Raw genomic sequence first — 558 nt, 5'->3', positions numbered from 1 at the left:
CCGGTGTCCGCCGCAACCACCCGGTCCACGGCCTCGACACCGAGACCCATGACCAGCCGTCCCGGCTCGCGGCAGCCGAGCGCCAGCTCGTCGGGCAACGGCGGGAGCCACGGCTTGCGCGGCGGCCGCAGGCCGGACCGGGCGAAGGCGGCGCCGGCGGTGCCGACCAGCCGCTCCAGGTCGGTGCTGGGATGGACCCGCGTGTCCCGGTCGCCGGCCCGCGCATCGTCGGCCGCCAGATCCAGGGCGGTGAACGGGACGACATCGACCACCCGGGCGCCGTCGCGCATCTGCTCACGTGCGCCGACCCAGGCCACCTGGACCAGCTCGCGGGTGCCGTGCCCGGTCCGGCGCAGCCACGCCCGGCCGGGGGTGCGGCGAGACAGGCGCGCCGCATCCGGTGCGCTGATCACGTCGTCGGAGTCCTCCACGGAGGCCACCCGCAGCGCGATCCGCAGGTCGGTATTGGCTTTAATCTGCGGCGTCACAACCCCGGCCGGGCGCTGTGTCGCCAGCAGCATGTGCATGCCGAGCGACCGTCCCCGCTGAGCGATGCTG

Annotated in this window: 1 pseudogene; it reads right to left on the bottom strand. The window is 75.1% G+C overall.

What is annotated here, in order from left to right:
• A pseudogene (locus ELR45_RS38035) lies at positions 1–527 on the bottom strand (FtsK/SpoIIIE domain-containing protein); the annotation flags it as partial.
• Positions 528–558: the final 31 nt, after the last annotated feature.

The sequence above is a fragment of the Phytoactinopolyspora endophytica genome (assembly GCF_004138495.1).
GTDB lineage: Bacteria > Actinomycetota > Actinomycetes > Jiangellales > Jiangellaceae > Phytoactinopolyspora > Phytoactinopolyspora endophytica.
This window is presented reverse-complemented; position numbering and strand designations above follow the sequence as displayed.